The sequence below is a fragment of the Streptomyces sp. 2P-4 genome, from assembly GCF_030167965.1.
In the GTDB taxonomy this organism is placed as follows: domain Bacteria; phylum Actinomycetota; class Actinomycetes; order Streptomycetales; family Streptomycetaceae; genus Streptomyces; species Streptomyces globosus_A.
Map to the genome: position 1 here is coordinate 1,422,107 of NZ_CP095011.1, position 25,130 is coordinate 1,447,236.

Sequence of the window (25,130 nt, forward strand, 5' to 3'; positions counted from 1 at the left end):
GGTCTTGACGCCGGGCCGTGCCCCGTGCCCCGCGCCCCTCTCCCCGGTCAGGCCACCCAGTGGGGCCGCTCGACCGACGGGGTGAGCGGGATGCCGTCGTGGAACGCCGCCGCGAGGCGGCGCACGCCGTCCTCCAGCCGGTCCTCGGGCAGCGTGTACGGGATCCGGACCCGGTGTGCGAAGGTGCCCGGGTCGACGCCGAATCGGGCGCCGCGGCTGACGTACACCCCCGCCCCGGCGGCCCGCTCGGCCAGTGCGGACGCGACCGGTTCGCCCAGGTCGATCCAGAGCGAGAGGCCGCCCGGCGGCACCCGCCAGGACCACTGCGGGGCATACCGCTCCAGGCAGCGTACGAGGGCGGCGCGGCGTGAGCGCAGCCGGGCGAGGCGCTCGGGCAGGGCGTCGTCGGCTCCGTCCAGGAAGGTGAGGGCGACCAGCTGGTCGAGGACGGATCCGGACATGTCCGCGGCGACCCGCACCGTGGCGAGCTCGTTGACGACCTTCTCCGCGGCCCGCACCCAGCCGACGCGTATGCCGCCCCAGTGCGTCTTGCTGAGCGAGCCGATCGTGAGGACGTGGTCCGCGGCGCCGCGCGCGCCGAGCGAGGCCGTCGGGGCGGGGGCGGGCACGTCGAGGGCGATGTCGGCGACGGTCTCGTCGACGACGAGCCAGGCCCCGGCGGCGCGGGCCGCCGCCATCAGCCGCAGCCGCTGCTCGGGCGGCATCAGGGTGCCGGTCGGGTTGTGGAAGTCCGGGATCGTGTACGCCAGCCGCGGCGCGGTCCCGCGCAGGGCCGACTCGGCGGCCTCCAGATCCCAGCCGTCGTCGGAGACGGGCACCGGGCCCGTGCGCAGGCCGGCCTGCCGCAGGGCGTCGAGGGCGTTCGGGTAGGTGGGGTTCTCGGCGAGGACCCGGTCGCCGGGCCGGCAGAGCAGGGCGGTGACCAGGCTGAGGGCCTGCTGGGCCCCGGAGGTGACGAGGATCTGCCCGGGGCGGGTGGGCAGGCCGCGGCGGGTGAACCGGGCGGCGACCGCGGCCCGCAGCTCGGGCAGGCCGAAGGGGTGGTAGCCGGGCTGGGCCGCGAACTCGGGCAGCCGCTGCGCGGCGCGCGCGAGGGCGTCGGCGAGGAGGTCGGCGGGGGCGCCCATGGCGGCGACGGCCAGGTCGACGGGCGGCCCGCCCGCGCCGTCGGCGTCGGCGGCGGCCGCCGCGGCGAGGTGGAACCCGCCGACGGGCCCGTGGCCCTCGGGCAGCTCGGTCCAGGTGCCGGAGCCGCGCCGGCTGCGGGCGTAGCCGCTGCCGCGCAGCAGGTCGTACGCGGCGGTGACGGTGGCCCGGCTGGCACCGAGGGCCTCGGCGAGCTCCCGTTCCGCGGGCAGCCGGACGTGGAGGGGGATCCGGCCGTCGAGGACCAGGCTGCGCACCGCCTCGGCGAGCGCCCGGTAGCGGGGGCGGGCGCGGACGTCGGCGGGCAGGAGGGACGCGAGGCGGCGGCTGCCGATCGTCCTGTCCGCCGTCCGGACCACTCGCCCGTCCGCCATGCCGTCCCCTGCCTCCCCCGGCGGCCGCGCCGATCGGGCCGATCAAGGTCCAGACTCGCCGGACGGGGCACCCGTTGGCAAGGAGATACCGGGGCGGGAGCGGGCGGCGGCGGGCGGGCCGGGGGCGGCGGGCGCGCCGCGTGCCGGACGGGGCGGGCGCGGACGGGGCGTCGGGGCGACAATCGCTGCCATGCCAGCCAACCCGAGCCGCCCGCCGGCGGCGGCCGTCCCGTCCGACCGGTCCGCCCACCGCGGCGATCCCGCGCCCGCGCCCACGCCCGCCGCGGACGCCGGCGCCGCCCCCGACGCCGCCTCCGCCTCCGCCTCCGCCGCCCCGGTCGCGGGGCTGCTGCTCGCCGCCGGGGGCGGGCGGCGCCTCGGCGGCCGCCCGAAGGCACTGCTGCCCTACCGGGGGCGGCCGCTCGTCGAGAACGCCGTGCGGGTGCTGCGCGAGGCGGGCTGCCGTCCGGTGCACGTGGTGCTCGGCGCGTCGGCGGCCGAGGTGCGGGAGCGGGCCGACCTCTCCGGCTGCGTCGTCGTCGACAACCCCGACTGGGCCGAGGGCATGGGCTCCTCGCTGCGGGCGGGCCTGGCCTCGCTCGCCGGTACGGGGGCCGGCGCGGCCCTGGTGTCGCTGGTGGACCAGCCGGGCATCGGGGCCGAGGCGGTGGCCCGGGTGCGGCGGGCGTACCGGTCGCCGGCCGGTCTGGCGGCGGCCGCGTACGGCGGGGAGCGGGGGCATCCGGTGCTGTTCGGCGCGGACCGCTGGGCGGACATCGCGGCGACGGCGGAGGGCGACCGCGGCGCGCGGGTGCACCTGGCGCGACACGCCGCCGAGCTGGTGCTGGTGGAGTGCGGGGACGTGGCGGAGGCGTACGACATCGACACGCCCGCCGACCTGGCGCGCCTGGGGTGAGGGGAGGCGGCGCCGGGCAGGAGCGGGGCGGCGCGGGCCCCGCGTGCGGGGCCCGCGCGGTGCGTGACCGGTATGGCACTGAGGGCCACGGGCGGGGGTGGTCTGTCGACTCGGAGAATCTCGACATCAACAAACCATTGAACTTCCACCATAAGGAAATTACTATCCACTGGTCAGAAGCGCCCTGAACCCCCAGACGGCGCCGGCGACCGTACTCAGGAACTCTCCACCCCCGGCGGCACTGCGTGCCGCCCCACGCGAGCATTCCCCCCGCGGCCGCAAGGCACCGCCGCTGAAGGAGTGACAGACATGTCCGCACCAGCGCCGTCGTCGCCGGCCCTTGTCGACGCGGAGCCGCTGCCCCGCCAGGACGAGGTCCTGACCGAGGCCGCCCTCACCTTCGTGGCCGAGCTCCACCGGCGGTTCACCCCCCGCCGGGACGAGCTCCTCGCCCGCCGCGCAGCGCGTCGCGCAGAGATCGCCCGCACCTCCCACCTCGACTTCCTCCCGGACACCGCACAGGTCCGCGAGGGCGAGTGGCAGGTCGCACCGGCCCCGGCCGCCCTGAACGACCGCCGTGTGGAGATCACCGGCCCCACCGACCGCAAGATGACCGTCAACGCGCTGAACTCGGGCGCCCGCGTCTGGCTGGCCGACTTCGAGGACGCCTCCGCGCCGACCTGGGAGAACGTGGTCCTCGGCCAGCTCAACCTGATCGACGCCTACGAGCGCCGCATCGACTTCACCGACCCGCGCACGGGCAAGTCGTACGCCCTGAAGCCGGCCGAGCAGCTCGCGACGGTCGTGATGCGGCCCCGCGGCTGGCACCTGGAGGAGCGCCACCTCACCGTCGACGGGCGGGCCGTCCCCGGCGCGCTGGTGGACTTCGGCCTGTACTTCTTCCACAACGCGCAGCGCCTGATCGACCTCGGCAAGGGGCCCTACTTCTACCTGCCGAAGACGGAGTCCCACCTGGAGGCGCGCCTCTGGAACGACATCTTCGTCTTCGCCCAGGACTACGTGGGCATCCCGCAGGGCACCGTCCGCGCCACGGTCCTCATCGAGACCATCACGGCCGCGTACGAGATGGAGGAGATCCTCTACGAGCTGCGCGACCACGCGGCCGGCCTGAACGCGGGGCGCTGGGACTACCTGTTCTCCATCGTGAAGAACTTCCGCGACGGCGGGGAGAAGTTCGTCCTCCCCGACCGCAACGCGGTCACGATGACCGCCCCGTTCATGCGCGCGTACACCGAACTGCTCGTGCGCACCTGCCACAAGCGCGGCGCACACGCGATCGGCGGCATGGCGGCGTTCATCCCCTCCCGCAAGGACGCCGAGGCCAACCGCATCGCGTTCGAGAAGGTCAAGGCAGACAAGGACCGCGAGGCGAACGACGGCTTCGACGGCTCCTGGGTCGCCCACCCCGACCTGGTCCCGATCGCCATGGCGTCGTTCGACGCGGTGCTCGGCGACAAGCCGAACCAGAAGGACCGGCTCCGCGAGGACGTGTCGGTGGCCCCCGGCGAGCTCATCGCGATCGACTCGCTGGACGCCAAGCCCACCTACGAGGGCCTGGTGGGCGCCGTGCAGGTCGGCATCCGCTACATCGAGGCCTGGCTGCGCGGCCTCGGCGCGGTCGGCATCTTCGGCCTGATGGAGGACGCGGCGACCGCGGAGATCTCCCGCTCGCAGGTCTGGCAGTGGATCAACGCGGGCGTCGTCTTCGAGAACGGAGAGCGCGCCACCGCCGAACTGGCCCGCCGCGTCGCGGAGGCCGAACTGGCCGCCATCCGGGAGGAGATCGGCGAGGAGGCGTTCACCGCCGGCCGCTGGCAGGATGCGCACGACCTGTTCCTCCAGGTCTCCCTGGACGCGGACTACGCCGACTTCCTCACGCTTCCGGCCTACGACCGCCTGACCGGCTGACCCTGGGCGGCTGTCGCCCGCCCGCCGGCGCCGCGATACGACGCCCCGCCCCCGGCCCGCAAGGAGCCAGGGGACGGGGCGTTTTCCGTGCCCGCACACGCGCCGGAACGACGCACGGCGGCACCTGGCGCCCCCCGCGCACGGCGTCCCGCGACCCGGCGGGACCGGCGGCGGAGTCCGCCGCGGCACGCACGGCCTCGAAACGGAATCCACACAGCCGAACGACCGGTCGGTCGTTACGGCATCGTAATCTGCGGCTACCTAGCGGTAACAACACGGCCCGTGTCACCTTTCCGACTGCCACCGGCCGGCGGTTTCCCCCACGTCCCCAGCCATGCCCCGGAGTTCGCTCCGGCTCCCCGGCATGGCCTACCGCAGGAGTTCCGCCGTGATCGGATTCCGCACCGCCGCCACCACCGAGCCCCGCCGCCGGATGCGACGGTTGGCCGTCGCCGGGATGGCCCTGCCGCTCGCCGCAGGCGCCCTGGCCGGCGGCACCGCCGGCACCGCGGCCGCCGCCCCGCAGGGCGGCCCTACCGCCGTCGTGACCATGGGCGACAGCTACATCTCCGGCGAGGCCGGACGCTGGAAGGGCAACAGCCTCACCAACACCGGCAGCCGCAACGGCACCGACCGCGCCTGGGTGTCCGGTTCCGTATACGACCCCTCGAAGGTGTACGGCGCCACCGCGGGCGGATGCCACCGCTCCGACTCCGCGGAGGGCCGCAGCGCCGGCCCGGTCGCCGACGTCGCCGTCAACCTGGCCTGCTCGGGGGCGACCACCGCGAACGTCTTCCGCGCGGCGAGCGGCGGCGTCCCGTACAGGGGGGAGGCGCCGCAGGCCGACCAGCTGGCTGCCGTCGCCGCCAGCCACGACGTCAAGGTCATCGCCCTGTCCGTCGGCGGCAACGACCTCGGCTTCGCCGACATCATCCAGGCGTGCGCGTACGACTTCGTCATCTGGAACTCCTACTGCCACGACGACCAGCAGTACGGCGTGGACCGGAAGATCGACGGGGTCATGGCGAACGTCGGCAAGGCTGTCGACGAGATCCGCGCCGTCATGCGCGGCGCCGGCTACGCCGACACCTCGTACCGCATCGTCCTCCAGTCCTACCCGTCGCCGATCCCGCGCGGCGCGGAGAACCGCTACCCGCAGAGCGACTGGAGCCGGCTGAACACGGGCGGCTGCCCCTTCTGGAACCGCGACTCGGACTGGGCGCGGGACTCGCTGGTCCCGCAGATCGCGAACCGGCTGAAGGCGGTGGCGACGCAGAAGAACGTCCAGTTCCTGGACCTCCGCGACATGCTCCAGGGCCGCGAGGTGTGCGCGAAGGCCAGCAAGCACGTCACCTCCACCGCCCCGGCGTCGGCGAAGACAAGCGAGTGGGCACGCTGGATCGACAGCAGCGAGACGCAAGGCCTGATCCAGGAGTCCATGCACCCCAACTACTTCGGCCAACTCGCCCTGGGCCGCTGCCTGTCCCTGGCCGCAGCCCGCCCGTCGACCTCGAAGGACACCTGCAAGAACACGGCAGGCTCCGACCAGACGGGCATGTACCTCACGCCGACCCCGTAGAGGAACGGGGCTTCGGCGCGTGCGGGGTCGGGGGTGCGACGGCGGAACGCGGGACGGCGGATGCCGGTCGGCCGCGGTCGGAGGGTGACGGCGGGGGGCCGGGGTCGGCGGTAGCCGACCAGTCGGCACCGGAAGCGCGAGGCGGGGGGCGGGGTGGGCGGGAGTCGATGGGTCGGGGTCGGTAGTGGTACTGGGGGTGTCCCGGGCAGTTGATGGTGTCCGGGGCGGGCCGGTCCCTCAAGGGCGCGCCCGTTGGGCGCGTCGCTGCGCGATGGCCCTTCGGGCCACCCTTGACCGACCGACCCGCCCCGGAGGCATTTTTTCTGCCGGGACGCCCCCAGGGGAACGGCCAGGGGGTACCTGGACCATTCAGGGCCATCAGAGCCGCCGCCCTCCCGCCCCGCGGGCCGCGTCCCGTCCCACCGGCATCAGCAGACCTGTCGGCGGGAGCCCGGGTGGGCTGTGACGTGGGGAAACGATGTCCAGGGCGTCATCCGGAGACAGGAGAGCGCGTCGGATCGCTACGTGGGCGCCCTCGGCTCAGCGTCCGACGGCCGTCAGGGGCCGGGCAGCGCTGCAGATCGCTACAGGGGCGCCGCCGGCTCAGCGACTGATCGCAGGATTGCAGGGGGCGGGGGCGGAAGGGGCCTTCTGCCGCCAGACGCCGGTATACGAGGAGGGCGGAGCGGGCAGGTGGCGCTTCGCCGCCCCCGACGGCCTTCAGCCGCCACAGGATGAGCAGCACGGAGCGAGCCGGTGCGCTTCGCCGCCCCGGACGGCAGCCGGACGCCGAGGTGAGGGAAGCGCGCAGCGAGGTGGGGCGCTTCGCGGCCCCAAGCGGCGGCCGGACGCCGTGCAGACAGAGGCGTGTAGCGATCTGTCGCGCCGCTCGGCCCCCACGGCCGCCGGTCGCTGAGCCGAGGGTGCCCACGTGGGGATCTGCTGCGCGCCCCGGCCCCTGGCGGCCGATGGCCGCTGAGCCGAGGGTGCCCACGTAGCGATCTGGCCGCGCCGCCCCGCCCCTGACGGCCGTCGGACGCTGAGCCGAGGACGCCCACGTAGCGATCCGACGCGCTCCTGTCTCCGGATGATGCTCTGGACGTCGTTTCCCGACGTCACAGCCCAACCCGGCTTCCGTCGGCGGGTCGGCTGATGCCGGTGGGGCGAAAGGGGCCTGCGGGGCGGGAGGGCGGCAGCTCTGATGGCCCTGAATGGTCCACGTACCCCCAGGCCGTTCCCCTGGGGGCGTCCCGGCAGAAAAAATGCCTCCGGGGCGGGTCGGTCGGTCAAGGGTGGCCCGCCAGGGCCATCGCGCAGCGACGCGCCCAACGGGCGCGCCCTTGACGGACCGGCACGCCCCGGACACCATCAACTGCCCGGGACACCCCCAGACACACACCCGACCCCGACCCATCGACTCCCGCCCACACCGCTGCCCCGTCACACCCCCGACACGGCCCCATCGGCCCCCGCCCACCCCCCGCCCCGCCGCCTCCCCCGCCCCGCGCCGCCGGCCCCCGCCCCGAAATCCCGATGATCCGCGCACCCACCGGCTGGCATGCTCTCGCGCATGGCAGCAGTCCGTACCGCACGTCCCAGCCTCTACATCTCCGTCGACATCGAGGCCGACGGCCCCATCCCCGGCCCCTACTCGATGATCAGCTTCGGCGCCGCCGTTGCCGGGCGGCAGGACGGGGACGCCTACACGCCCGCGGACCCCGAGCGGCAGAACTTCTACCGGGAGCTGCGCCCCATCAGCGACGCGTACGACCCTGAGGCGCTCGCCGTCAGCGGGCTCGACCGCGACCGGCTGGTGCGCGAGGGCAGCGACCCGGCGGTGGCCATGGACGCGTTCCGGGCGTGGGTGCGCGAGGTGGCCGCCGGCGCCGGGGCGCAGCCCGTGATGTGCGGCTACCCGGCCTCCTTCGACTGGACCTTCCTGTACTGGTACCTGATGCGGTTCGGCGGCGACAGCCCGTTCGGGCATTCCGGGTGCCTGGACATGAAGACCCTGTACGCGGTGAAGGCGCGGGTCCCGTTGCGGGCCGCCGTCAAGGGGCGGATGCCGTACGGGCTGCGCTCGCGCCGCCGGCACACCCACCACGCCCTCGACGACGCCGTCGAGCAGGCCGAGTTGATGAGCAACCTGATGCTGTGGCCCGGCCCGGGCGCGGCGTCCGCGGACGGCGCCCCGTAGCCGGGTGCCGGTACGGCAGCGCGGCGGGGCGTACGCCACGCCCGCAGTGGGTGGCGTACGCCCCGCCGGGGGCCGGGTTCAGTGGGCGGGCAGGGGGTCCGGGCAGGGTTCCGCGGCCTGGGCGCGTTTGGCGCCGAGGTGGTTGAAGGCCAGGTTCAGCACGATGGCGGCCACGCAGCCGGTGCTGATGCCGGAGTCCAGGACGACGAGCAGGTCCTTGGGGAAGGCGTGGTAGAAGTCCGGGGCAGCGATCGGGATCAGTCCGATGCCCACCGACGCGGCGACGATGAGGGCGTTCTCGCCGCGTTCCATCGCGGCCCCGGCCAGGGTCTGGATGCCGCTGGCGGCGACCGACCCGAAGAGGACGATGCCGGCGCCGCCGAGGACGGGCAGCGGGACCACGCCGATGGCGGACGCGGCGACGGGGCACAGGCCGAGCAGGATGAGGATGCCTCCGCCGGCGGCGACGACGAACCGGCTGCGGACCTTCGTCATGGCGACGAGTCCGATGTTCTGGGCGAACGCGCTGCACATGAAGCCGTTGAAGAGGGGGCTGACGGCGCTGCCGAGGGCGTCGGCGCGCAGGCCGCCCTCGATGGTGCGGGCGTCGGCCGGGCGGTCCACGATGCGGCCGAGGGCGAGGATGTCGGCGGTGGACTCCGTCATGCAGACCAGCATCACGAGGCACATCGAGACGATGGCGGCGACTTGGAACTGCGGTGCCCCGAAGTGGAAGGGCGTGGGGAAGCCGAGCAGGGGCGCGTCCGCGACGGGCGAGAAGTCGGCCATGCCGAAGGGGATGGCGAGGAGGGTGCCGGCGGCGAGGCCGAGGAGGATGGCGATCTGCCGGAGGAATCCGCGCAGGAGCCTGCGCAGCAGCAGGACGATGACGAGGGTGGCCGCGGCGAGCCCTATGTGCGGGATCGAGCCGTAGTCGGCGGCGGTGCGGTCCCCGCCCTGGGACCAGTTGAAGGCCACGGGCAGCAGCGAGACGCCGATGAGGGTGATGACGGTGCCGGTGACGACGGGCGGGAAGAAGCGGACGAGCTTGCCGAAGTAGGGGGCGGCGAGGAAGCCGACCACCCCGGCGACGATGATCGCGCCGAAGATCACGGGGAGGGCGTCCTCGCCGCGGCCCTTGCCGATGGCGATCATCGGGGTCACGCCGGCGAAGGAGACGCCGTTGACGAAGGGGAGCCGGGCGCCGATCCGCCAGAATCCGAGGGTCTGGAGCAGGGTGGCGATGCCGGCGGTGAAGAGTGAGGCGCCCATCAGGAAGGCCGTCTCCCCGGGGGTGAGCCCGACGGCCGGGCCGAGGATCATGGGTGGGGCGACGACGCCCGCGTACATGGCGGCCACGTGCTGGAGGCCGCTGGTGAACATCCTGAGCGGGGGGAGCGTCTCGTCGACCGGGTGCTTCTCCCCCGGTGCGGCGGCTGCGTCTTTGCGAAACCTGGGCGGTTGGGCCACGGCTTCCTCCGGTCGGTTAACACGTCGGCAGGACGTGGGTGTCATGGAGGGTGGTGCGTGCGGTCTGCGGGGTGGAGCGCGGGTGGGTCGCGGGGTGGTGCGTGCGGTCTGCGGAAACGATTCGCCCGAGTCTGTTGCCGCGCGCCGGCACGCGAAGGGTGGGGCAGAGGAAGGTGGTGGCACGAGTCACCGCCCCCGGGTGCGCCCGCGGAGAGGATCCGCGGGCGCACCCCGGGAACGGCTCCCGCGGACCCCGCTCGGGTCCGCGGCCGCCGGCCGGGGCCGTCCCCGGCCGGACTTCCGGGGGTCAGCCCTGCGCGGCGATGCGCGCGAGGCGCTGCGCCTCGGCCCGCGTGGAGCGGGCGATGGCGTCCTCGTCGGCGGTGAGCAGGCGGCTGTCCTCGACGATCTGCCTGCCGTTGACGAACGACGCCGTCACCGGGGCCGCCGCGCCGAAGACGAGGGCGGTGACCGGGTCGGCGATGGAGGAGTGCAGGAAGGTGGAGAGGTTCCACAGCACCAGGTCGGCGAGCTTGCCGGCCTCCAGGGAGCCGATGCTGTCGGCGCGGCCGAGGACCTGCGCGCCGCCGTACGTGCCGAGGCGCAGCGACTGGCGGGCGGTGAGCGCGGCCTCGCGGTGCACGGGGTTCAGGCGGTTGATGAGGAGCGCGTTGCGCAGCTCGGTGTGCAGTTCGCCGGACTCGTTGGAGGCGGTGCCGTCGACGCCGAGGCCCACGGGGACGCCGGCGGCCAGCATGTCCGGTACGCGGGCGATGCCGGCGGCGAGGCGGGCGTTGGAGGACGGGCAGTGCGCCACACCGGTCTTGGTGCGGGCGAAGGCCGCGATGTCGGAGTCGTTCATGTGGACGCTGTGCGCCATCCACACGTCCTCGCCGAGCCAGCCGGTCGACTCGAAGTAGTCGGTCGGGCCCATGCCGAAGAGCTCGTGGCAGAACTTCTCCTCCTCGACTGTCTCGCTGCCGTGGGTGTGCATGCGCACGCCGAGGCGGCGGGCCAGTTCGGCGCCCTGCTTGAGGAGCTCGGTGGAGACGGAGAAGGGGGAGCAGGGGGCGACGGCGATCTGGGTCATCGCGTCGAAGGAGGCGTCGTGGAACTTCTTGACGGTCGCCTCGGTGTCGGCCAGGGCCCCTTCGAGGGTCTCGACGGCGTGGTCCGGCGGCAGGCCGCCGTCCTTCTCGCTGCGGTCCATGGAGCCGCGGGCCAGGGTGAAGCGGACGCCCATCTCGGACGCGGCGCGGATGATCGCGCCGGAGAGGTCGCCGGCCCCCTTGGGGTAGACGTAGTGGTGGTCCATGGCGGTGGTGACGCCGCCGCGGGCCATGGCGGCGAGGGAGCCCTGCGCGGCCGAGTACGCCATCTGCTCGTCGATGCGCGCCCACGTCGGGTAGAGCGCGACGAGCCAGTTGAAGAGGTTGTGGTCGGTGGCCAGGCCGCGGGTGATCCACTGGTAGAAGTGGTGGTGGGTGTTGACCAGGCCGGGGGTCACGAGGTGGCCGGTGGCGTCGATCCGGCGCTCGACGTTCTCGAGGCCCGCGGGGGCGCTGCCCGGGCCGACGGACTCGATCCTGTTGCCGGCGATGACGATGTGGCCCGAGGCGTACTCGGTGTCGTTCGCGTCGACGGTCGCGATCGCGCAGTTCTCGATGACGATGCGCCGGGCCGCGCTGTCAGTGGCTGCCATGGGGCTTCCTCGTGCTTTCAGTGGCGGTGCGGGCACGGCAGGACCCGGGGATTTGAGTGCCGAAACCGGGGGCCGGCAGCTGACAGCACTGCCGCCCCGTGTGATGCTCCGGGTGCCGAGTTCGGGAAGTTCGCGGGTGTTGCGGGTGCGGGGTGCGGGTGGGGGGCCGGGGTCCGGGGCCGGGGGCTGCTGCGGAGCCCCCGGACCCGGGCGCCCGGGCCGGTGCCGGTGCCGGTCAGGCCTACAGGTTGGTGAGGTCCACCGGGATGCGCGCGTCGGCGCCGTCCCGCAGGATGGTGGCCTCGATCAGACCGTAGGGGCGGTCCGCGGCGAAGTACACCTCGTTGTCGTTCTTGAGGCCGAAGGGCTCCAGGTCGACGAGGAAGTGGTGCTTGTTCGGGAGCGAGAAGCGGACCTCGTCGATCTCCGAGCGGTGGTTGATGATGCGCGAGCCCATCTGGTACAGCGTCTGCTGCAGCGAGAGGGAGTAGGTCTCGGCGAAGGCCTCCAGCATGTGCCTGCGGGTGGCCTCGTAGGAGCGCTCCCAGTTGGGCATGCGCTGCTCGTCGTCGGTCCAGTTGAACCGCCAGCGGCCGGAGACCTGGGTCGCGAGGATGCGGTCGTACGCCTCCTGGAGGGTGGTGTACTTGTCCTTCACGTAGCCCCAGAACTCGGAGTTCGTGGAGTTCATGACGACCAGGTCCTTCAGGCCGGAGACGACCTCCCAGCGGGAGCCGTCGTAGGTGACCTGGGTGACGCGGGTCTCCTGGCCCTTGCGGACGAAGGAGTGCTTGACCTCGTCCGAGCCTATGAACTTCGAGTTGGAGTCCGAGGTCGGGATCCGCTCCCAGGCGTACTCCTCGATGCGGATGCGCGCCCGGTGGATCGGCTCCTGGCTGTTCACGAACCAGCGGGCCAGGTGGATGCCGAACTGCTCGGCGGACTCTATGCCGTACTCCTTGGCGAAGGCGTACACCGTGTTCTTGGTGGTGTCCGTCGGCAGGACGTTCGCGTTCGAGCCGGAGTAGTGGACGTCGTCCATGTCGCCGGAGAGGGCGACCGAGACGTTCAGGTCCTTGATGTGGTGGGTGTCGCCGTCCCGCGTGATCCTGACGACGCGGTTCTCTGCTTTGCCGTACTGGTTCTGGCCGAGAATCGTGGGCATGGTCTGCTAGCTCCCTCGGTAAACGGAGTAGCCGAACGGGTTGAGCAGCAGCGGTACGTGGTAGTGCTCGCCCGGGTGGACCGCGAACGTGATGGTCACCTCGGGGAAGAACGCACCGCTGTCCCTTACGCGGGGGGCGTCCTGCTGCGCCTCGGCGGCTTGCTTCTGTGCGAAGTACACCTCGGTCTCGAAGTCGAGGCGTACGTGGGTGGTGCCCTCCGGCAGGGCCGGGAGGTCCTTGCAACGCCCGTCGGCGTCGGTGGCCGAGCCGCCCAGGGCGGTCCACTCGGCGGCGGGGCCGCTGCGGGCCGCGAGCGTGATGGCGACGCCCTCGGCGGGGCGGCCGATGCTCGTGTCCAGGATGTGCGTGGACACGGAGGCGGTGGTGTCGGTGCTCATGCGCCTCGTCACTCTCCTTCGGCGAGTCGGGTCAGGCGAATCCGGTTGATCTTGACGAGTTCCCCGCGGGCGATCTCCCGCTCGGCCTCGGCGGTGTTCTGGATCCGGACCTTGACCGCGTCCCGCATCTGCTCGCCGGTCGCACCGGTGGCGCAGATCAGGAAGACGTGGCCGAACTTCTCCTGGTAGGCCAGGTTCAGTTCGAGCAGTTCGGCCTTGAGCTCCTCGGAGGCCCCGGCCATGCCGCGCTGCTCGCGGGCGGAGGTCGGGTCCCCGGGCTTCGGGCGGCCGATCGGCGGGTGGCCGGCCATCGCCTCCGCCAGGTCCGCCGCGGTGAGCTCCGCCATGGCGGCGTCGCTCGCGGCGAACAGGGCGGCGGCGTCGGCGAAGGGGCGCTGGGCGAGCATCTTGCCGCCCCAGGCCGCACTCGCGCACACCTCGTGCAGCTCGGCGGCGGCCGCTGCGTCGTCCAAGGTGTTGAACCGGGTCAGCCCCGGGGTCGGACTCGAAGTCACGGGAAGCCTCCGTGGCCTGGTTGCTTTGACGGGCTGCGCATAGCTAACGCCCTGGACAACACCGCGTCAACACTTTGTTGAAACTTCGCGTACACAAAAGCCGCCGTCCGGTGGATTTCGGAGCGGCGGCCTGTGACGGCGGGTGAGTTCGGCGTCACCCCTGGTTTTTGGCGTTCTCCCGGTTCAGGTAGTTGTAGACGGTGAACCGGCTCACCCCGAGGGCGGCGGCCACGGTCTCGACGCCGTGGCGCACGGAGAAGGCGCCGCGCGCCTCCAGTATCCGGACGACGTCCTGCTTCGCCTTCCGGTCCAGCTGTGACAACGGTACGCCGTGGCGGCGCTCCAGCGCGGCCAGGATGTGGTCCAGGGACTCGCCGAGCTGCGGCAGGCGCACGGCGAGGAGCTCCTGACCCTCCCAGGCGAGCACCACGTCGTCGGGCTGGGCCTCGGCCGGGTCCATGAGCACCCCGCCCATGGCGTCGACCAGCGGTTTGACCGCGGCGACGAACGGGTGGTCGCGAGGCTCGGTCATGCGCCGCCCTCCCCGATGACGTTCACCTGGAGGGACACGCGGGTCGCGCCGGCCCCGAGCGAGTCGCGCAGCAGCGCGGACACCGCCTCCAGGACCGCCCCGGCCTCGCCCTCGGCGGTGTTGCCGAACGGACCCACGTCGACGGCGTCCAGCTGGGCCCTCTGGATGACCTCGCGGGCGGCCACGGCGTGGGCGGGGGCCTCTTCGAGGTCGAAGGGCTCGGTCGTGAACTCCACTCTCAATCGCACCTGGTCAAGCTACCCCGAGGTACGGAAAAACCGGCAGCCCCCACTTGACAAGTGCAGCGCCCGGCTTGCAGTCTTCCATCAAGCAGAAACAAACTTCCGCAATACGGAAGGAGCGCACGCCCCTCATGGGATACACGGACCAGCGCTTCGATGTGAACCTGTCGATCCTCTTCACGGAACTCCCGCTCCTGGAGCGCCCCGCGGCCGCCGCCGCGGCGGGCTTCACCGCGGTCGAGCTGTGGTGGCCCTGGATCGACACCCCGACCCCGGCGAGGGAGGAGCTGGACGCCCTGAGGCACGCCCTCCAGGACGCCGGCACCCAGCTGGTGGGGCTGAACTTCTACGCGGGCCGGCTCCCCGGCCCGGACCGCGGCGCGGTCTCCGTACCCGGCGAGGAGTCGGAGCGCTTCCGCGCCAACATCGACGTCGCGGCGGACTTCGCCGCCTCCGTCGGCTGCAAGGCGCTGAACGCCCTCTACGGCAACCGCGTCGAGGGCGTGGACCCGGCCGCCCAGGACGAACTGGCCCTGGAGAACCTGGCCACCGCGGCCCGCGCCGCGCACCGGGTGGGTGCGGTCCTGCTGATCGAGACCCTGAACCAGCCCGAGTCGCCGCTCTACCCGCTGGTGAGCGCACCCGCCGCGATCGACGTCGTGGACCGGGTGAACGCGGCGACCGGCCTCGCGAACGCCAAGTTCCTGCTCGACCTGTACCACCTGGCGATGAACGGCGAGGACCTCTCGGAGGTCATCGAAAAGTACGCCGCCAAGACCGGACACGTCCAGATCGCGGACAAGCCGGGCCGCGGCGCCCCGGGCACCGGCGAGCTGCCGCTGGAGGACCTCCTCGACCAGCTCCGCAAGGCCGGCTACCAGGGGTTCGTCGGCCTGGAGTACAAGGCCGAGGACGCAGCCGCCTCCTTCGGATGGCTGCCGGCCGAGGCCCGCGCCGCCCGCTAGCCGCCTGGATTCCGGACGTTCCCCCAGGCGCGCCCGCCGCTTTTCGTACCCCGCTCCAAGAGCTTTTCCAGAGAAGGACCCGTCACCATGAGCAACAACCTCCCCAAGATCGCGTGGATCGGCCTCGGCATCATGGGCTCCCCCATGTCCGAGAACCTGCTGAAGGCCGGCTACGAGGTCACCGGCTTCACGCTGGAGCAGGACAAGCTGGACCGCCTCGCGGCCGCGGGCGGCACGGCGGCGGGCTCGATCGCCGACGCCGTCAGGGACGCCGACGTGATCATCACGATGGTGCCCGCCTCCCCGCAGGTCGAGGCCATCTCCTACGGCCCCGAGGGCATCCTGGAGAACGCGAAGGCCGGCGCGCTGCTTATCGACATGTCGTCGATCACCCCGCAGACCTCCGTCGACCTGGCCCGCAACGCCAAGGAGAAGGGCATCCGCGTCATCGACGCGCCCGTCTCCGGCGGCGAGGCCGGCGCCATCGAGGCCGTGCTGTCCATCATGGTGGGCGGCGAGCAGGCCGACTTCGACGCGGCCCTGCCGGTCCTGGAGACCCTCGGCAAGACCATCGTCCTGTGCGGCCCGCACGGCTCCGGCCAGACGGTGAAGGCCGCCAACCAGCTCATCGTCGCCGTCAACATCCAGGCCTGCGCCGAGGCCGTGGTGTTCCTGGAGAAGTCGGGCGTGGACCTGAACGCGGCGCTCGACGTCCTGAACGGCGGCCTGGCCGGCTCGACCGTCCTGACGCGGAAGAAGGACAACTTCCTGAACCGCGACTTCAAGCCGGGCTTCCGCATCGACCTGCACCACAAGGACATGGGCATCGTCACCGACGCCGCCCGCAACGTCGGCGCCGCCCTCCCCGTCGGCGCGGTCGTCGCCCAGCTCGTCGCCTCGCTGCGCGCCCAGGGCGACGGCGGCCTGGACCACTCCGCCCTGCTGCGCGCCGTCGAGCGCCTCTCCGGCTCGCAGGTCTGACCGGACCTGCCGCGCCCAACCCCCACAGCCGGGGGCCACGAGTTTCCGGGCGGTGCCGGTGCTGACACCTGTCCTGTCGCGCCCAAGCGCCGGCACCGCCCGGAACACCACCCTCCCTCTTTCTTCAACAAACTGTTGACGCTGCGTTCGGCCGATATCTAGGCTGTTCCGCATGACGGAAGCCGCTTTCCGTCAGCAGTTACCCGTACGGAAGGTCACCATGTCGAAGCGCACGCTGACGACCGAGTCCGGCGCCCCGGTCGCCGACAACCAGAACTCCGCCACCGCCGGCGTCGGTGGCCCGCTCCTCATCCAGGACCAGCAGCTCCTCGAGAAGCTCGCCCGCTTCAACCGGGAGCGCATTCCGGAGCGCGTGGTGCACGCCCGCGGCTCGGCCGCGTACGGCCACTTCGAGGTGACCGACGACGTCACCGCCTACACGAGCGCCGCGTTCCTGAACACCGTCGGCAAGAAGACCGAGACCTTCCTGCGCTTCTCCACCGTCGCCGACTCCCTCGGCGGCGCGGACGCGGTCCGCGACCCCCGGGGCTTCGCGCTGAAGTTCTACACCGAAGAGGGCAACTACGACCTCGTCGGCAACAACACCCCGGTGTTCTTCATCAAGGACCCGATCAAGTTCCCCGACTTCATCCACTCCCAGAAGCGCGACCCCTTCACGGGCAAGCAGGAGCCGGACAACGTCTGGGACTTCTGGGCGCACGCCCCCGAGGCGACGCACCAGATCACCTGGCTGATGGGCGACCGCGGCATACCTGCCTCGTACCGCCACATGAACGGCTACGGCTCGCACACCTACCAGTGGACGAACGACAAGGGCGAGGCCTTCTTCGTCAAGTACCACTTCAAGACGAACCAGGGCATCCGCTGCCTGTCCTCCGAGCAGGGCGCCGAGCTCGCCGGCCAGGACCCCAACTCGCACCAGACGGACCTGCTCCAGGCCATCGAGCGGGGCGTGTACCCGTCCTGGACGCTCTACGTCCAGATCATGCCGGCCGCCGAGGCCGAGGACTACCGCTTCAACCCGTTCGACCTCACCAAGGTGTGGCCGCACGCCGACTACCCGCTGCAGCGCGTGGGCCGCCTGGTCCTCGACCGCAACCCGGACAACGTCTTCGCCGAGGTCGAGCAGGCCGCGTTCTCCCCGAACAACTTCGTCCCCGGCATCACCGCCTCGCCGGACAAGATGCTCCAGGGCCGCCTCTTCGCGTACGCCGACGCCCAGCGCTACCGCCTCGGCGTGAACCACACCCAGCTGCCCGTCAACGCCCCGAAGGCGGCGGTCGCCGACAACTACGGCCGCGACGGCTTCATGGCCACCCGCAACGGCTCGCGGACCGACAAGAACTACGAGCCCAACTCCCACCAGGGTCCGGCCGAGACCGGCCTGGCGCTCGGCGCCCCGCGGGCCGTCTCCGGCTACACAGGCACCCACGCGGCCCCGCTGCACACCAAGGACGACGACTTCTTCCAGGCCGGCGAGCTGTACCGGCTGATGTCGGACGCCGAGAAGGAGCGGCTGGTGGCGAACATCGCCGGCGGCCTGTCCCAGGTGTCCCGCGAGGACGTCATCGAGAAGAACCTGGCTCACTTCCACGCCGCGGACGCCGACTACGGCAAGCGCGTCGAGGAGGCCGTCCGCGCCCTGCGCGACGCCTGAGCCACACAGGACGCACCGGGGCCCTGACGGGAGGTCGGGTCCCTGGTGCCGGCCCGCTGCCGAGGACCCGGATGAGGGGTGGTCCGCGGCACGGGCAGGACGAGGACCGCGGTGGCGTCGAGCCAGTGCGGTGGTAAAGGCCCCCAACGGCCCGCCTCTTGACCTGAGGGAGGCGGATCCGGGGTCCTGTCGGCGCCACCGCGGTCCCAGCCGCTCCGCGACCGCCCGCGGGCCGCGCACAGAAGCCCCCGCGCACCGGAGCAGACCTCCCCCACAGACCCGCCCGGCGGGAGCGAACGTCCTGTCGCGCCAGCCTCGCCCCGTCGGGCGGTACAGATCCACCCGGACCAGCGCCGGGCCGCGGACGGTCCCGCGGCCCGGCGCTCCGCTGTCCGCGCGCGCCTCAGGAGCCCAGGATGCGGGCCTTCTGCGCGGCGAACTCCTCCTCGGTGAGCACCCCCTGGTCCTTGAGCGTGCCGAGCTCCTTCAACTGGGCGATCTTGTCCTCCATGGAGGGCGCGGCCGCCGCGGGCGGGGGCTGGGAAGGCGCCTGCGGCGCCGCCGCCGCGCTCTGCTGCGCCTCCTGCTGGGCCTCCTGCTGGGCCCAGCGGCCGGCCTGGCGGCGCGAGACGCGGTTGGAGACGGCGGTGGCCGTCCCCGCGACCACCGCGGTGCGAGCGACGCCTCGAAGCAGTCCGGGCATGGTCTTCCTCCTCCGTCTCGTGTCAGGCCGCGCCGTCGAGGGCGTCCAGTGCCTCGACGATGTCCTGGACCGGTATGCGGCCGCTCGCGATCATCCGGGCGTCGGCCCGGCGCAGGGCTGCGGCCAGGGGCGCCGCCCACAGGTTCTCGTACAGGAGCACGGCCGCGGAGTCGCCCGGCCCCAGCAGCGTCCCGGCCTCGTCGAGGTCCTCCTGGCCGAGCAGGCCCGAGGAGGCCCCCTCGAAGAGGGTGAGGTCGAGGCTGCCGTCGCCCGTGACGTCGGCCAGGGCGAGGCCCCGCACCGACCCGTCCTCCTCCTTGGTGAGGAAGGTGAGGTCGAGAATGCGGATGATCCCGCGGTCCACGAGATCGGCCAGCAGGGGCATTCCCTCGCCGGTCAGGTGGCTGCCGGGGAATTCGACCACCAGGTAGTCGATGGGCCCCATCTCGTCGAGGCCGTTCTCTCTGGTCACGTCCGCTCCTCCTGTCGCATTCCGTCACACGGTCACGGACGAAGTCGACCGTAGACGCGCTGCAGCCCGCGGGAGGTCACCCCCCGCGGGTGAGGCACCGGGGCGGGCGCCGGGCCATGCTCGGGGGGAGGGGAGAGGCAGGAGCGCGCTGTCCGCGCACTCCCCTGCGCCCCGCCCGACGTGGTGAGGAGGAGCCATGAGCGCCCCCGAACGGCCCGTACCTCCGGAGCCCGCCGACGACCCCTTCGGCGGCTCCTCCGCAGCCCGCGGCGGCCCGGCCGCCGACCCCCTCGACCGGCTCGGGGCGCTCGGATCGTCCTGGAAGTGGGTGCTGGGCTCGTCGCTCGCGACCCTGGTGTTCGGCATCCTCATGCTGGTGTGGCCGGACAAGACGCTGCACCTGGTGGCGGTGCTCATCGGGCTCTACCTGCTGGTGGCGGGCGTCTTCCGGTTCGTGGCGGCGTTCGCCGGGTCCCACGAGGCCGGCGAGCGGGCGGCCGGGCTGCTGGCCGCCGTCGTGTACGTCGTGGCCGGCGTGCTCTGCCTGCGCGGCCCCCAGCTCACCATCACCGTCCTGGCGCTGGTCATCGGCATGGTGTGGCTGGCCTCCGGGATGCTGGGCGCCTACGCGGCCGTCGCGAACAGGGCGCTCCCCCACCGCGGCCTGGCGTTCGCGCTCGCGCTGCTCGGGATCGTCGCGGGCATCGTCGTGCTGTGCCTGCCGATCGAGTCCGCCGTCGCGCTCACGCGGCTGCTGGGGCTGTGGCTGATCCTGCTCGGCCTCGCGGAGGCGGCCGCCGCGTTTGCCCTGCGCTCGGCGCTGCGGCACTGACCGGGGGCCGGCGCCAGGGAAGCCCGTACGCCGCGGACGCGGAACGGCCCCCGCCCCTCCTGCGAGGGTGCGGGGGCCGCCGTGCGGTGCCGTGGTACGCCGGTCAGACCTTCAGGGCCTTGATGGCGGTCGGGGCGTGGCCGGGCTCGGTGGCGAGCTCCTCGAACTCGGTCACGTTGCTCATGTCGACCGTCTTGCTCATCGAGATGTTGGTGACGCGCTCCAGGATGGCCTCGACGACGACCGGGACCTGGTGCTCGACGGCCAGCTTCTTGGCCTGCTCGAAGGCGGCGCCCAGCTCGTCGGGGTCCGTCACGCGGATCGCCTTGACGCCCAGGCCCTCGGCGACCTTGACGTGGTCGACGCCGTAGACGCCGATCTCCGGGGTGTTGATGTTCTCGAACTCCAGGTTGACCTGGAAGTTGATGTCGAGGCCCGCCTGCGCCTGGCGGATCAGGCCGAGGTAGGCGTTGTTGACGAGGACGTGGACGTAGGGGACCTTGTGCTGCGCGGCGACCGCCAGCTCCTCGATCATGAACTGGAAGTCGTAGTCGCCGGACAGCGCGACGATCGGGGTCTCCGGGTCCGCGGTGGCGGCGCCGATGGCGGCCGGGATCGTCCAGCCGAGCGGGCCGGCCTGGCCGCAGTTGATCCAGTGGCGCGGCTTGTAGACGTGCAGGAACTGCGCGGCGGCGATCTGCGAGAGGCCGATGGTGGTGACGTAGCGCGTCTCCGGGCCGAACGCCTTGTTCATCTCCTCGTACACGCGCTGCGGCTTCATTGGGATGTTGTCGAAGTGCGTGCGGCGCTGGAGGGTGGCCTTGCGCTCCTGCGCGGAGGCGGCCCAGGCGGAGAAGTCGGGCAGCCGGCCCGCGGCCTTGAGCTCCTTCGCGATCTCGACGAACAGCTCCAGCGCGGCCCCGGCGTCGGAGGCGATGCCGTAGTCCGGGGCGAAGATCTTGCCGAGCTGGGTGGGCTCGATGTCGACGTGGACGAAGGTGCGGCCCTTGGTGTACGCCTCCAGGTTGTACCCGGTGTGGCGGTTGGCCCAGCGGTTGCCGATGCCGAGGACGAAGTCGGAGGCGAGGAAGGTCTCGTTGCCGTAGCGGTGCGAGGTCTGGACGCCGACCATGCCGGCGGCGAGCTCGTGGTCGTCCGGGATGGTGCCCCAGCCCATCAGGGTGGAGATGACCGGGACGTTGGTGAGCTCGGCGAACTCGACCAGCAGGTCGGAGGCGTCGGCGTTGATGATGCCGCCGCCGGCGACGATCAGCGGGCGCTCGGACTCCAGCAGGAGGGCCAGGGCCTTCTCGGCCTGGGCCCGGGTGGCCCGCGGCTGGTAGACCGGCAGCGGCTCGTAGGTGTCCGGGTCGAACTCGATCTCGGTGAGCTGGACGTCGATCGGCAGGTCGATGAGGACCGGGCCGGGGCGGCCGGAGCGCATCAGGTGGAAGGCCTCCTGGAAGACGCCCGGGACCTGCGCGGCCTCCAGGACCGTCGTCGCCTTCTTCGTGACGGGCCCCGCGATCGCCGCGATGTCGACGGCCTGGAAGTCCTCCTTGTGCAGCTTGGAGACCGGGGCCTGGCCGGTGATGCAGAGGATCGGGATCGAGTCGGCGATCGCCGAGTACAGGCCGGTGATCATGTCGGTGCCGGCGGGGCCGGAGGTGCCGATGCAGACGCCGATGTTGCCCGCCTTGGCCCGGGTGAAGCCCTCCGCCATGTGCGAGGCGCCCTCGACGTGGCGGGCGAGGGTGTGCTTGATGCCGCCGACGTTCTTGAGCTCTCGGTAGAACGGGTTGATCGCAGCGCCGGGCACGCCGAACGCTTGCGCGACACCCTCGCGCTTGAGGATCTCCACGGCGGCGGCTGCGGCTGTCATACGGGGCATCGGGTCTCCTGCAGGTCTGGCGGTCAGACTGTTTCCGCAATGCGGAATTCGTATTCTGTTATACGGAACAAGCTAAGCGGCGGGTCGGTGCACGTCAAGGCGTCCCGGCACCCCCGAACCCACCAAATGCCGCGTCCCGTTCAAGCGGGACGCACAAACAGCGGCCCGGCGGGGCCGGAAACCGCCGCCGCTGCCGCCGGGGCCGCCGCCCTTGCGGGAGCATGGACGCACCACAGCGACGGAGGAGGTCCGAGGCCCATGGCGGAAGCGGTACCGGTGCGCTGCCCGGAGTGCCTGCGCGAGAACGGCTACTGCCCCCCGGCCTTCCCGTGCGCGTGCGGCGCCCCGGCGGTGCTGCCGCTGGACCCGTCGGCCCAGCCGGCGGTGCTGACGCACCGGAACTGGTCGGAGGCGTGGGTGCGGGTGCGGTGCGCCGCGTGCGGGCGGGTCGGCGAGTGGCCGCAGCCGGAGGTCGGGTGCGGCTCGTGCGGCACGGTGGTGCGGCTCGCGGTGCTGCCGGCGGAGGCGCCGGGAGGTGCGGCGCAGGCGTACGGGGCCCCGCCCGGCGGGGCGGCACACGGCAGTTCCGGCGCGCGGCCCGCGGCGGCCGCCGCGGCCGGGGGCGGGCCGGGGGTGCCGGTGCCGCGGGCGCCGTTCCGCCCGGTGACGATCCGGACCGCGCGCGACGCCGTCGCGACGGCCGCCCTGTACCTGCGCTGGCTCGGCTTCCGCGACGTCCGCCGCCCCGAGGGCCCGCCCGTCCCGTCCGCCGCCGTGGACCTTCGCGCCCCCGGGCTCGTCGCCCAGGTGGACCCGACGACGGCGCCGGCCGGGCTGCGGGCCGTGGAGTGCGTGTGGCTGAACGGCCTTGCGGCCTCCGCCTCCTGCGTGTACTTCGCGCTCGCCGGCTACACGCACGAGGCCCGCTCCCGGGCGGACGCCCTCGGGATACCGCTGTTCATCATGGACCTGACGGGCATGCCGCAGCCGCTCAACGAGGCGGCCGAGGCCCTCGTCACGGCGGGTGCCTGACCGCCCGGACGGGGCGCCCGCCCCACCGGCCGCTCCGGCCCGCCCGGCCGCCGCGTAGGCTCGGGGCGGAAACCGCCGGCCCCGACAGTCCCTTCACCGCCGAGGAGAGCCGATGAGCCTGTACGACATCCCGCTGACCACCCTGGCCGACGAGCCCACCACCCTCGGCGAGCACAAGGGCAAGGTGATCCTGCTGGTGAACACCGCCTCCCAGTGCGGGCTCACCCCGCAGTACTCGGGCCTGGCCCGGCTGCAGTTCGCGTACGAGGCGAAGGGCTTCACCGTGGTGGGCGTGCCCTGCAACCAGTTCGGCGGGCAGGAGCCCGGCACCGCCGAGGACATCCGGACCTTCTGTGCGGCCGGCTTCGGCGTGACGTTCCCGATGCTGGAGAAGACCGAGGTCAACGGCGAGAACCGGCACCCGCTCTACCGCGAGCTGGTGCAGACCGCGGACGCCGACGGCGAGGCCGGCGACATCCAGTGGAACTTCGAGAAGTTCCTGATCTCCCCGGCCGGCGAGGTCGTCGCGCGGTTCCGGCCGCGTACGGAGCCGGAGTCCGAGGAGATCGTCTCGGCGATCGAGGCGCTGCTCCCCGCGCAGTAGTCCGCGGGCGGGCGGGGCGGCCGGGCTTCCGGCCGCCCCGCCCGGCGGGCCTCAGCCCAGCTCGGCCTCGTCGTACTCGGTGCCCGACCCGGCGGCCGTGAGGGCCCGCAGCTCCACCCGGCGGATCTTGCCCGAGACCGTCTTCGGCAGCTCCGCGAACTCGATCCGCCGGATCCGCTTGTACGGGGAGAGCACCGCGCGGGAGTGCGCGAACAGGGCCCGCGCCGTCTCGGGCCCGGCCTCCCACCCGGCGGCGAGGGCGACGTACGCCTTCGGGACCGCCAGCCGCACCGGGTCCGGGGCCGGTACGACGGCCGCCTCGGCGACGGCCTCGTGCTCCAGCAGCGCGCTCTCCAGCTCGAACGGGCTGATCTTGTAGTCGGAGGCCTTGAAGACGTCGTCCGAGCGGCCGACGTAGGAGAGGTATCCGTCGGCGTCGCGCGCCGCGATGTCGCCGGTGCGGTAGAGCCCGTCCGCCATGGACTCGGCGGTCCGCTCGGGATCGTCCCGGTAGCCGGTCATCACCCCGGCCGGGCGGGTGCCCAGGTCGACGCAGATCTCGCCCTCGTCCTGCGACTCCTTGCCGGTGACCGGGTCGAGGAGCACGATCCGGTAGCCGGGGGCGGGGCGCCCCATCGAGCCCGGCTTCACCGGCACCCCGGGGAAGTTGCCGATCTGCAGGGTGGTCTCCGTCTGGCCGAAGCCGTCGCGGACGGTGACGCCCCAGGCGTCGCGGACCTTCTCGATCACCTCCGGGTTGAGCGGCTCCCCGGCGGCGACGGCCTCGCGGGGCGGGGTCCGCAGCGTCGACAGGTCCGACTGGATCAGCATCCGCCACACCGTCGGCGGGGCGCAGAACGTCGTCACGCCGTGCCGGTCCATCAGCTCCATCAGCCGCTCCGCGTCGAAGCGGGCGTAGTTGTGCACGAAGACGGTGGCACCGGCGTTCCACGGGGCGAACAGGTTCGACCAGGCGTGCTTGGCCCAGCCGGGCGAGGCGATGTTGAGGTGGACGTCGCCGGGGCGCAGCCCGATCCAGTACATGGTGGACAGGTGGCCGATGGGGTACGAGGCGTGCGTGTGCTCGACGAGCTTGGGGCGGGCGGTGGTGCCGGAGGTGAAGTACAGCATCAGCGGGTCGTCGGCGGAGGTCTCGCCGTCGGGCGTGAAGTCGGGTTCGGCTCCGTACATGTCCGCCAACCGCCGCCAGCCCGAGGGGGCTTCGGGGCCGGCCGCGATCCTCGTGTAGGTGCCGGGCGCGGTGTCGAACTTGCCGGTGTCCTCGGCGCGCACGATCACGTGCCGTACGCGGCCCCGCTCGATGCGGTCGCGGAGGTCGGCCGTGCCGAGGAGCGGGGTGGCGGGGATGACGACGGCGCGCAGCCGCATCGCGGCGAGCATGACCTCCCACAGCTCGCGCTGGTTGCCGAGCATGACGAGGACGCGGTCGCCCGCGGCGACGCCCTGCGCGCGCAGCCAGGTGGCGGCGGAACGGGACGCGGCGGCCAGCTCCTCGAAGGTGAGGGCGTGGACGGTCCCGTCCTCTTCGGCGATGCGCAGGGCGTCGGCGGTGTTGCCGGCGGCGAGGCGGTCGAACCAGTCCTGAGCCCAGTTGAAGCTCCGCGGCCGGGGCCAGGTGAAGCCGGCGCTCGCGGCGTCGGGGTCGCCGCGGTGGGCGAGGAGGAAGTCGCGGGCGGCGAGGAACTCGGCGGCGGGGTCGCCGCCGGCGGCGGTCCGGGCGGTGTCGTGGGTCATGGAGGGCATCGTGCCGTGTGCGGTGCGGGG

The 25,130-nt window shown here is 72.8% G+C and carries 22 protein-coding genes; 10 read left to right on the plus strand and 12 right to left on the minus strand.

Annotated elements, in window-relative coordinates:
* Positions 1 to 47 precede the first annotated feature (47 nt).
* On the minus strand, positions 48 to 1,541 hold the full coding sequence (gene yczR, locus MUK52_RS05855; RefSeq protein WP_114054874.1) for a MocR-like transcription factor YczR: 1,494 nt from the start codon (positions 1,539 to 1,541) through the stop codon (positions 48 to 50).
* 346 nt (positions 1,542 to 1,887) lie between these two features.
* Between yczR and MUK52_RS05860 the strand changes: the two genes are divergently transcribed.
* The 4 genes from MUK52_RS05860 to MUK52_RS05875 all read left to right on the plus strand — a co-directional run bounded on the left by MUK52_RS05860 (position 1,888) and on the right by MUK52_RS05875 (position 8,162).
* Positions 1,888 to 2,457, plus strand: a complete 570-nt coding sequence (locus tag MUK52_RS05860; protein ID WP_246042799.1) for a nucleotidyltransferase family protein — start codon at positions 1,888 to 1,890, stop codon at positions 2,455 to 2,457.
* Between the two features lie 309 nt (positions 2,458 to 2,766).
* Positions 2,767 to 4,386 carry a malate synthase A gene (gene aceB / locus MUK52_RS05865; protein ID WP_284574947.1) on the plus strand — a complete coding sequence of 540 codons (1,620 nt, stop codon included), beginning with the start codon at positions 2,767 to 2,769 and terminating at the stop codon, positions 4,384 to 4,386.
* 388 nt (positions 4,387 to 4,774) lie between these two features.
* Positions 4,775 to 5,965: a GDSL-type esterase/lipase family protein gene (locus MUK52_RS05870; RefSeq protein ID WP_246042435.1), complete on the plus strand. Its 1,191-nt coding sequence runs from the start codon at positions 4,775 to 4,777 to the stop codon at positions 5,963 to 5,965.
* Between the two features lie 1,570 nt (positions 5,966 to 7,535).
* A complete protein-coding gene (locus MUK52_RS05875) occupies positions 7,536 to 8,162 on the plus strand; it encodes a 3'-5' exonuclease (protein ID WP_284574948.1) in 627 nt (208 codons plus the stop codon).
* Positions 8,163 to 8,240: 78 nt separating this feature from the next.
* Here MUK52_RS05875 and MUK52_RS05880 read toward each other — a convergent pair whose 3' ends face one another.
* The 7 genes from MUK52_RS05880 to MUK52_RS05910 form a co-directional block, all read right to left on the minus strand.
* Positions 8,241 to 9,632 (minus strand): nucleobase:cation symporter-2 family protein, encoded by a 1,392-nt coding sequence (locus MUK52_RS05880; protein ID WP_246042433.1) that lies wholly within the window; start codon positions 9,630 to 9,632, stop codon positions 8,241 to 8,243.
* Positions 9,633 to 9,939: 307 nt separating this feature from the next.
* Entirely contained in the window at positions 9,940 to 11,334 is a 1,395-nt protein-coding gene (locus MUK52_RS05885) for an 8-oxoguanine deaminase (RefSeq protein WP_114054869.1), read from the minus strand.
* Between the two features lie 241 nt (positions 11,335 to 11,575).
* Positions 11,576 to 12,499, minus strand: a complete 924-nt coding sequence (pucL, locus tag MUK52_RS05890; RefSeq protein ID WP_114054868.1) for a factor-independent urate hydroxylase — start codon at positions 12,497 to 12,499, stop codon at positions 11,576 to 11,578.
* Positions 12,500 to 12,505: 6 nt separating this feature from the next.
* Positions 12,506 to 12,898 (minus strand): hydroxyisourate hydrolase, encoded by a 393-nt coding sequence (gene uraH / locus MUK52_RS05895; protein WP_114054867.1) that lies wholly within the window; start codon positions 12,896 to 12,898, stop codon positions 12,506 to 12,508.
* Between the two features lie 8 nt (positions 12,899 to 12,906).
* On the minus strand, positions 12,907 to 13,413 hold the full coding sequence (gene uraD, locus MUK52_RS05900) for a 2-oxo-4-hydroxy-4-carboxy-5-ureidoimidazoline decarboxylase (RefSeq protein WP_114054866.1): 507 nt from the start codon (positions 13,411 to 13,413) through the stop codon (positions 12,907 to 12,909).
* A 154-nt stretch (positions 13,414 to 13,567) separates the two neighbouring features.
* Positions 13,568 to 13,945, minus strand: coding sequence for a helix-turn-helix domain-containing protein (locus tag MUK52_RS05905; protein WP_284574949.1), 378 nt, complete (start codon positions 13,943 to 13,945; stop codon positions 13,568 to 13,570).
* Positions 13,942 to 14,193 (minus strand): YkoF family thiamine-binding protein, encoded by a 252-nt coding sequence (locus MUK52_RS05910; protein ID WP_114054864.1) that lies wholly within the window; start codon positions 14,191 to 14,193, stop codon positions 13,942 to 13,944. Before MUK52_RS05910 ends, MUK52_RS05905 begins: the two co-directional genes overlap by 4 nt.
* 125 nt (positions 14,194 to 14,318) lie before the next feature.
* On the opposite strand from MUK52_RS05910, the gene MUK52_RS05915 reads away from it, so the two are divergent.
* The 3 genes from MUK52_RS05915 to MUK52_RS05925 all read left to right on the plus strand — a co-directional run bounded on the left by MUK52_RS05915 (position 14,319) and on the right by MUK52_RS05925 (position 17,811).
* Positions 14,319 to 15,152: a TIM barrel protein gene (locus tag MUK52_RS05915; RefSeq protein WP_284574950.1), complete on the plus strand. Its 834-nt coding sequence runs from the start codon at positions 14,319 to 14,321 to the stop codon at positions 15,150 to 15,152.
* A gap of 87 nt (positions 15,153 to 15,239) precedes the next feature.
* Positions 15,240 to 16,133, plus strand: coding sequence for a 2-hydroxy-3-oxopropionate reductase (locus MUK52_RS05920; RefSeq protein ID WP_284574951.1), 894 nt, complete (start codon positions 15,240 to 15,242; stop codon positions 16,131 to 16,133).
* Positions 16,134 to 16,353: 220 nt separating this feature from the next.
* Entirely contained in the window at positions 16,354 to 17,811 is a 1,458-nt protein-coding gene (locus MUK52_RS05925; RefSeq protein WP_114054861.1) for a catalase, read from the plus strand.
* Between the two features lie 403 nt (positions 17,812 to 18,214).
* Here MUK52_RS05925 and MUK52_RS05930 read toward each other — a convergent pair whose 3' ends face one another.
* A complete protein-coding gene (locus MUK52_RS05930) occupies positions 18,215 to 18,514 on the minus strand; it encodes an SHOCT domain-containing protein (RefSeq protein ID WP_284574952.1) in 300 nt (99 codons plus the stop codon).
* Between the two features lie 22 nt (positions 18,515 to 18,536).
* Positions 18,537 to 18,959 carry a DUF6325 family protein gene (locus tag MUK52_RS05935; RefSeq protein WP_114058556.1) on the minus strand — a complete coding sequence of 141 codons (423 nt, stop codon included), beginning with the start codon at positions 18,957 to 18,959 and terminating at the stop codon, positions 18,537 to 18,539.
* A 223-nt stretch (positions 18,960 to 19,182) separates the two neighbouring features.
* Between MUK52_RS05935 and MUK52_RS05940 the strand changes: the two genes are divergently transcribed.
* Complete coding sequence (locus MUK52_RS05940) at positions 19,183 to 19,818, plus strand: HdeD family acid-resistance protein (protein ID WP_114054859.1); 636 nt, start codon at positions 19,183 to 19,185, stop codon at positions 19,816 to 19,818.
* Between the two features lie 103 nt (positions 19,819 to 19,921).
* On the opposite strand, the gene gcl is transcribed toward MUK52_RS05940, so the two are convergent.
* Positions 19,922 to 21,709 (minus strand): glyoxylate carboligase, encoded by a 1,788-nt coding sequence (gene gcl / locus MUK52_RS05945; RefSeq protein ID WP_114054858.1) that lies wholly within the window; start codon positions 21,707 to 21,709, stop codon positions 19,922 to 19,924.
* 258 nt (positions 21,710 to 21,967) lie between these two features.
* Here gcl and MUK52_RS05950 point away from each other — a divergent pair, with 258 nt between their 5' ends.
* Positions 21,968 to 22,741, plus strand: a complete 774-nt coding sequence (locus tag MUK52_RS05950) for a hypothetical protein (protein ID WP_284574953.1) — start codon at positions 21,968 to 21,970, stop codon at positions 22,739 to 22,741.
* A 112-nt stretch (positions 22,742 to 22,853) separates the two neighbouring features.
* On the plus strand, positions 22,854 to 23,345 hold the full coding sequence (locus tag MUK52_RS05955) for a glutathione peroxidase (protein WP_114054856.1): 492 nt from the start codon (positions 22,854 to 22,856) through the stop codon (positions 23,343 to 23,345).
* 51 nt (positions 23,346 to 23,396) lie between these two features.
* On the opposite strand, the gene MUK52_RS05960 is transcribed toward MUK52_RS05955, so the two are convergent.
* Positions 23,397 to 25,109, minus strand: a complete 1,713-nt coding sequence (locus tag MUK52_RS05960) for an AMP-binding protein (protein WP_114054855.1) — start codon at positions 25,107 to 25,109, stop codon at positions 23,397 to 23,399.
* Between the last annotated feature and the right edge of the window lie 21 nt (positions 25,110 to 25,130).